At 73.7% G+C, this 6,076-nt stretch carries 7 protein-coding genes; 5 read left to right on the top strand and 2 right to left on the bottom strand.

What is annotated here, in order from left to right:
• The first annotated feature begins 88 nt into the window (after positions 1 to 88).
• From H5J30_RS14490 to H5J30_RS14505, 4 genes are all read left to right on the top strand, one after another.
• Positions 89 to 1,327 carry a MurT ligase domain-containing protein gene (locus tag H5J30_RS14490; RefSeq protein WP_181787848.1) on the top strand — a complete coding sequence of 413 codons (1,239 nt, stop codon included), beginning with the start codon at positions 89 to 91 and terminating at the stop codon, positions 1,325 to 1,327.
• A 28-nt stretch (positions 1,328 to 1,355) separates the two neighbouring features.
• Positions 1,356 to 2,084, top strand: a complete 729-nt coding sequence (locus H5J30_RS14495) for a type 1 glutamine amidotransferase (RefSeq protein ID WP_181787849.1) — start codon at positions 1,356 to 1,358, stop codon at positions 2,082 to 2,084.
• Between the two features lie 108 nt (positions 2,085 to 2,192).
• Positions 2,193 to 3,128 (top strand): cytochrome c oxidase assembly protein, encoded by a 936-nt coding sequence (locus H5J30_RS14500; protein ID WP_181787850.1) that lies wholly within the window; start codon positions 2,193 to 2,195, stop codon positions 3,126 to 3,128.
• Between the two features lie 119 nt (positions 3,129 to 3,247).
• Positions 3,248 to 3,418, top strand: a complete 171-nt coding sequence (locus H5J30_RS14505; RefSeq protein ID WP_181787851.1) for a hypothetical protein — start codon at positions 3,248 to 3,250, stop codon at positions 3,416 to 3,418.
• Between the two features lie 21 nt (positions 3,419 to 3,439).
• On the opposite strand, the gene H5J30_RS14510 is transcribed toward H5J30_RS14505, so the two are convergent.
• Positions 3,440 to 3,622 carry a hypothetical protein gene (locus H5J30_RS14510; protein ID WP_181787852.1) on the bottom strand — a complete coding sequence of 61 codons (183 nt, stop codon included), beginning with the start codon at positions 3,620 to 3,622 and terminating at the stop codon, positions 3,440 to 3,442.
• A gap of 259 nt (positions 3,623 to 3,881) precedes the next feature.
• On the opposite strand from H5J30_RS14510, the gene H5J30_RS14515 reads away from it, so the two are divergent.
• Positions 3,882 to 4,757: a hypothetical protein gene (locus H5J30_RS14515; RefSeq protein ID WP_181787853.1), complete on the top strand. Its 876-nt coding sequence runs from the start codon at positions 3,882 to 3,884 to the stop codon at positions 4,755 to 4,757.
• A gap of 49 nt (positions 4,758 to 4,806) precedes the next feature.
• Here H5J30_RS14515 and H5J30_RS14520 read toward each other — a convergent pair whose 3' ends face one another.
• A complete protein-coding gene (locus H5J30_RS14520) occupies positions 4,807 to 5,868 on the bottom strand; it encodes a LacI family DNA-binding transcriptional regulator (RefSeq protein WP_220188909.1) in 1,062 nt (353 codons plus the stop codon).
• Between the last annotated feature and the right edge of the window lie 208 nt (positions 5,869 to 6,076).

A 6,076-nucleotide genomic window follows, 5' to 3' on the forward strand; every position in this document is an offset into this window, starting at 1 on the left:
CAGGCCGGGCAGCGGACGAAGGACACCGGAGACCGCGGACGACGGCGCACCGCGCACGGGCCCGGGCACGCGAGGAGGAGCTACGACGATGGCAGGCAACACGGAACCGCTGTCGCCACGGTCCAAGCTGGCCGTCACGGCGGGCAAGGCGGCGGCGGCGGTGTCGCGCGCCGCGGGCAAGGGCAGCGGCTCCGTGATCGGCGGCAAGGTCGCACTCAGGCTCGACCCCGACCTGCTGGGCCGGCTCGCCGGCCACCTCGACGTCGTCCTCGTCTCCGCCACCAACGGCAAGACGACCACCACCCGGCTGATCGCGGAGGCCCTGCGCGCCTCCGGGCCCGTCGTCTCCAACGCGCTCGGCGCCAACATGCCCGCCGGCATCACCTCGGCGCTCGCCGGCGGCTCCGACGCGCGCTACGGCGTCATCGAGGTCGACGAGAAGTACCTCTCCACCGTCGCCCGCGACGTCACCCCCAAGGCCATCGCGCTGCTCAACCTCTCCCGCGACCAGCTCGACCGCGCCGCCGAGACCCGCATGCTCGCCGAGCGCTGGCGCGAGGGCCTCGCCGGCAACAAGGCCCTCGTCGTCGCCAACGCCGACGACCCCCTCGTCGTCTGGGCCGCCTCCTCCAGCCCGAACGTCGTCTGGGTCGCCGTCGGCCAGGAGTGGAAGGACGACGCCTGGTCCTGCCCCTCGTGCGGCGGCGTCCTGCAGCGCCCCGGCGAGGACTGGCTGTGCGCCGAGTGCGGCTTCCGCCGCCCCGTGCCCAGCTGGGCCCTGTCCGGCGAGCACGTCCTCGACCCGCACGGCGCCGCCTGGCCGATCCGCCTGCAGCTCCCCGGCCGGGCCAACCGGGCGAACGCCACCACCGCCGCGGCCGTGGCCGCCGCCTTCGGCGTGCACCCGCAGACGGCGCTGGAGCGCATGTGGGAGGTCACCGCCGTCGCCGGGCGCTACGACACGGTGCAGTTCGGCGGGCGCGACCTGCGGCTGCTGCTGGCCAAGAACCCGGCCGGCTGGCTGGAGACGTTCTCCCTGATCGACCCCCCGCCCACCCCCGTGGTGCTCTCCGTCAACGCCCGCGGCGCCGACGGCACCGACACCTCCTGGCTGTGGGACGTCGACTACACCCGGCTGACCGGCCACCCGCTGTACGTCATCGGCGACCGCAAGCTCGACCTCGCCGTCCGGCTGGAGGTGGCGAACCAGAGCTTCCGCGTCTGCGAGCACGTCGACGAGGCCGTCGCCGCCGCGCCGCCCGGCCGTATCGAGGTCATCGCCAACTACACCGCGTTCCAGGACCTGCGCCGCCGTGTCGGCAACTGACCCGTACGAGACGCCAAGGAGCGACCGCATGAACGACAACAGCCTGCGCCTCGTCTGGGTCTACCCCGACCTGCTGTCGACCTACGGCGACCAGGGCAACGCACTCGTGGTCGAGCGCCGGGCGCGGCAGCGCGGCTACGACGTCACGCGCGTCGACGTCCGCTCCGACCAGCCCGTGCCCGCCAGCGCCGACATCTACCTCATCGGCGGCGGCGAGGACCGCCCGCAGCGGCTCGCCGCCGAGCGGCTGCGCCGCGACGGCGGGCTGAGCCGGGCGGCGGGCAACGGCGCGATCATCTTCTCCGTCTGCGCCGGCTACCAGATCCTCGGCCACGAGTTCATCAACGACCTCGACCGGCAGGAGCCCGGCCTCGGCCTGCTCGACGTCACCAGCGGGCGCGGCCAGGCGGGCCGCTGCGTCGGCGACGTGCTCGCCGACATCGATCCGCAGCTCGGCCTGCCCCAGCTCACCGGCTTCGAGAACCACCAGGGCGTCACCCACCTCGGCCCGACGGCCAAGCCGCTCGCCCGGGTCCGCTTCGGCCACGGCAACGGCACCGGCGACGGCACCGAGGGCGCCTGGAACGGCAACGTCTTCGGCACGTACATGCACGGTCCCGTGCTCGCCCGCAACCCGCAGATCGCCGACCTGCTGATCCGGCTGGCACTGGAGTCCCAGGGCCTGGCGCCGGTCGACGACCGCTGGTACGAGGCCCTGCGCAACGAGCGCATCGCCGCCGCCAGCGCCTCCCGCTGACGCCGCCGCGGAGCCCGGCCCACCCCGTCGGGGCACCCCGGCGGAGCGGCCGGGCGGGCCGGGTCTAGCCTGAGTGAGGGCATCACCGGCACAAGGAGCACCACCGACATGGACCACGGCGGGCACGGCGGCCACCTGGACCTTCCGCCGTTCACCCTCGGGCGCGGGCTGGAGTGGACCGGCGAGCCGGTCTTCCTCATCGGCTGCCTCGCGACCCTCGCGCTCTACGGGTACGGGGTCCTCCGCCTCCGCCGCCGCGGTGACGACTGGCCGCTGGGGCGGACCGTCGCGTTCGCCCTCGGTGTGCTGACCATCGTCCTCGTCATGTGCACGGGCCTGAACGACTACGGCATGGTCATGTTCAGCGTGCACATGGTGCAGCACATGGTGATCAGCATGCTGTCGCCGATCCTGCTGCTCCTCGGCGCCCCCGTGACGCTGCTGCTGCGCGCCCTGCCGGCGGGCCGGTCCCGCTCCGCGGTGGTCTCGGTGCTGCACAGCGGCTACCTGAAGGTGATCACGCACCCCGTCTTCACGATCCCGCTGTTCATCGCGAGCCTGTACGCGCTGTACTTCACCCCGCTCTTCGACACGCTGATGGAGAGCACGGCCGGGCACGTCGGGATGATGATCCACTTCCTGGCCGTGGGCCTGGTCTTCTTCTGGCCCCTCATGGGCGTCGATCCGGGGCCGAACCGGCCCACGTACGTGATGCGGATGCTGACGCTGTTCGCGGGCATGCCGTTCCACGCCTTCTTCGGCATCGCGCTGATGATGGGCAGCGAGCCCATGGTGGACGTCTACAGCAACCCGCCCGCCTCCCTGGGCATCGACGCCCTCGACGACCAGCAGGCCGCGGGCGGCATCGCCTGGGCGTTCAGCGAGATCCCCTCGGTGCTCGTCCTCATCGCGCTGGTCTACCAGTGGTACAACTCCGAGCAGCGCCGCGCGAAGCGCAGCGACCGTACCGCCGATCGTGACGGAGACCAGGAGCTGGCGGCGTACAACGCCTATCTGGCCTCGCTCCAGGCCCGCGAACAGTAGCCGCGCGGACACCCGGCGTCCCTTCGACTACCGCGTCGGCCCCCGGCGGGGGACGATGGGGGGAAGGTTTGCGTGCGGTCGCGCGGGGACGGCCGCCGGCGGCGGCTGGTGGAGGCGGCATGGACAAGCCCGGATCTGCGAAGGCCATGGTCGTGAGTACCGTGGCCGCTCTCGTGGTCATCACGGCGTACACGGCGTCCGTGGGCAGCAACGGATGGCTCTGGTTCGGCTGGGTCGTCCTGGGACTGGCCGCGGTGGGCGTGGTGCTGACCGGAGGCTCCTGGAGATAGCTCTAAAGGCCCGCGGGCCCGTCAGCCGGTGAGCAGGGTGCCACAGCGGGTGCAGCGGACCGGGGGTGCGGTGTCGGCCAGCCGCCCGCACTCCGGGCAGACGCGTTCCAGCCAGCACACCGACTCCCCGCCCTCGGGCCCGGCCGCGCCGGTGGCGGCGGGCTCGGCCGTCGGCGCGGGCTCCTTCTCGTCCTCGTCGCCCATCGGCACCCTTCCGGTTCCGTACGGGATCACCTGCCGGATCCCGCCTCCAGCCATTCACACCCTTCCCGTCGTAAGCGGCCGGAATTCGAGGCCAGTTCGACGTCAATTCGTTACGGTACCGTAATCTGAGCACTTGTCTGCGACTGCATGCAACGACTCAGGTTGCCGAACCCCGCCGCGCGACGGCGGGGTTCGACTGTGGCCCGGTCCGCGTCGGTGCGCAGAGCCCAGTGCGTCGGCGCGATGACAGGGGTGACGGATGGCGGCCGGCACGGCGACTCTGGAGCGACCCGCCTCCCCGGCGGCCCCGGCCCCGCGCGCCTCCCCGGCGGGACGGGTCGAGCGCAGAGCCGTCTGGTGGGCGGCCTGCCTGATCTGCGGCGGGCTCACGGGGCTGGCCCTCGCGGTCGTCGGCACGCTGCGCGGCGCGCGGCCCTCGCGCCGCAAGGTGCTGATCGTGGTGTGGGGCACGGTGGCGCAGGCGGTGCTCGCGTGCGCCTTCGCCGTCCTCGGCCCCGGCGCCCAGATGCGGCCGTGCGCGGGGGCGGGGGAGGGCGGCGGGGTGTGGCAGACGGCCCGTACGGTCCTCAACGCGCCCGTCTCCGGCGCCGCGTTGCTGTACGCGGCGGGGGAGGGCGGCGAGATGTACCACTGCGCGGCGAACGGCACGACGGCGGTCGTCCTGGACGACGGGTTCGCCCGCGCGGGCACGATGTACGGCACCGTCTTCCTCACCGACCAGCGGGCGGAGACGCAGTCGCCGCGGATGCGGAAGCTGTCGGAGCACGAGGCGCGCCACTCCGACCAGTGGGCGCTGGGGTCGCTGCTGGCCGGTCCCGCCGCATTTCCCGCGCTGTACGCGGCGGACGAGGTGTTCTTCCCCGGTGCGTACAACCACTTCGAGCAGGCGGCGGGCCTGGAGGACGGGGGCTACGACCCGCCGCCGGACAGCCCGCCGGCCGCGGGGCGCCTGGCGGTCCTGTCGGTCGGGGTGCTCGTCGGCTACACGCTCGCGGTGAGCCCGGGCCGCCGCAGGCCGGCGCCCGTCGCCCGCCCCGGTCCGGTGCCGACGGCACTGCACGACCCCGGTGCCGCGTGCGGGACGGAGTCCGGGAAGGCCGTCCTGCGGCGGTGACGCGCAGGCCGCGTGGCCGGTTCGAAAGTTTCGATTCCTTCGGGGCGCGTCAGCGCTCGGGCGGCGGGGCCGTGCTGTTCCGGGTGACCAGGCTCGTCGCCAGCTCCACGCGGCGCGTCACCGGATCGCGGCCGCGGCCGAGGTCCAGCACCAGCCGGGCCGCCGCCTCGGCCATCTCCGTCAGGGGTTGCCGCACGGTCGTCAGCGGCGGGCCGATCCAGCGGGCCACCGGCAGGTCGTCGAAGCCGACGACGCTGAGGTCGTCGGGGATGCGCAGGCCCAGCTCGCGGGCGGCCTCGTACAGGCCGAGCGCCTGCAGGTCGTTGCCGGTGAAGACCGCGGTGGGGCGGTCGGGCAGGGAGAGCAGCTCGCGCCCGGCGGCGTAGCCAGCCTCGTGGTGGAAGTCGCCCTCCCGGATCAACTCGGGGTCCACCGGCAGCCCCGCGACGCCCAGCGCCGCGCGGTAGCCGTCGATCCGGGCCCGGCTGCACATCATCGATGGCGGCCCGCCAACGACGCCGATCCGGCGGTGGCCCAGGCCCACCAGGTGGCGCGTGGCGGCCAGCCCGCCCTGCCAGTTGGTGGCTCCGATGGACGGCACGTCCTCGGCGAGGTCGCCCGCCGGGTCCAGCACCACGAACGGGATGCCGCGCCCGGTGAACTGCGCCCGCTGGTCGGCGGAGAGGTCCGACAGCACCAGGATGACGCCCGCCGGCCGGCGGGCGAGCACGTCCTCCACCCACGTCTGCCCCGGCGTCAGCCGCCCGGCGCTCTCGGAGAGCACCACGCCCAGCCGCTCCGCCCTGGCCACGTTCTCCACGCCCCGGATGACCTCCATCGCCCACGCGCTCTCCAGCTCGTGGAAGACCAGGTCGAGCAGCGGGGCCTGGCGTGCGCCGCCGCCGCGGCGCCGGTAGCCGTGCTCGCGCAGGAGGTCCTGGACCCGGGCGCGGGTGCCGGGGGAGACGTCGGAGCGGCCGTTGAGGACCTTCGAAACTGTCGACGCCGACACCCCGGCGGCCTCCGCGACCGCCGCCAGCGTGGCGGTGGCCTGCGGCTCCTCGCCGGCCACGGGGGCCTCTCCTTCGAACTGGACTCCAGCACCACTCATGCCGGGATGGTAGCCCCGCCGCCCGCCCCTGCGCGATGTCTTGACCTTCCCATGGCCTCACCCTAGGTTGCCCAGAAATATTCGCGATGCTTTACGAAACATTGCCGCTTACTCGGTGAAGAGAGGCCCGGCATGGACAGCAGCGACCCCCGGCACGACCCGCCCTCCGCGTCCGACCCCCTGCCCGGTGACGGCGTCAGCCGGCGCC

The sequence above is a fragment of the Streptomyces phytophilus genome, from assembly GCF_013870535.1.
GTDB classification, from domain to species: Bacteria; Actinomycetota; Actinomycetes; order Streptomycetales; family Streptomycetaceae; genus Streptomyces; species Streptomyces phytophilus.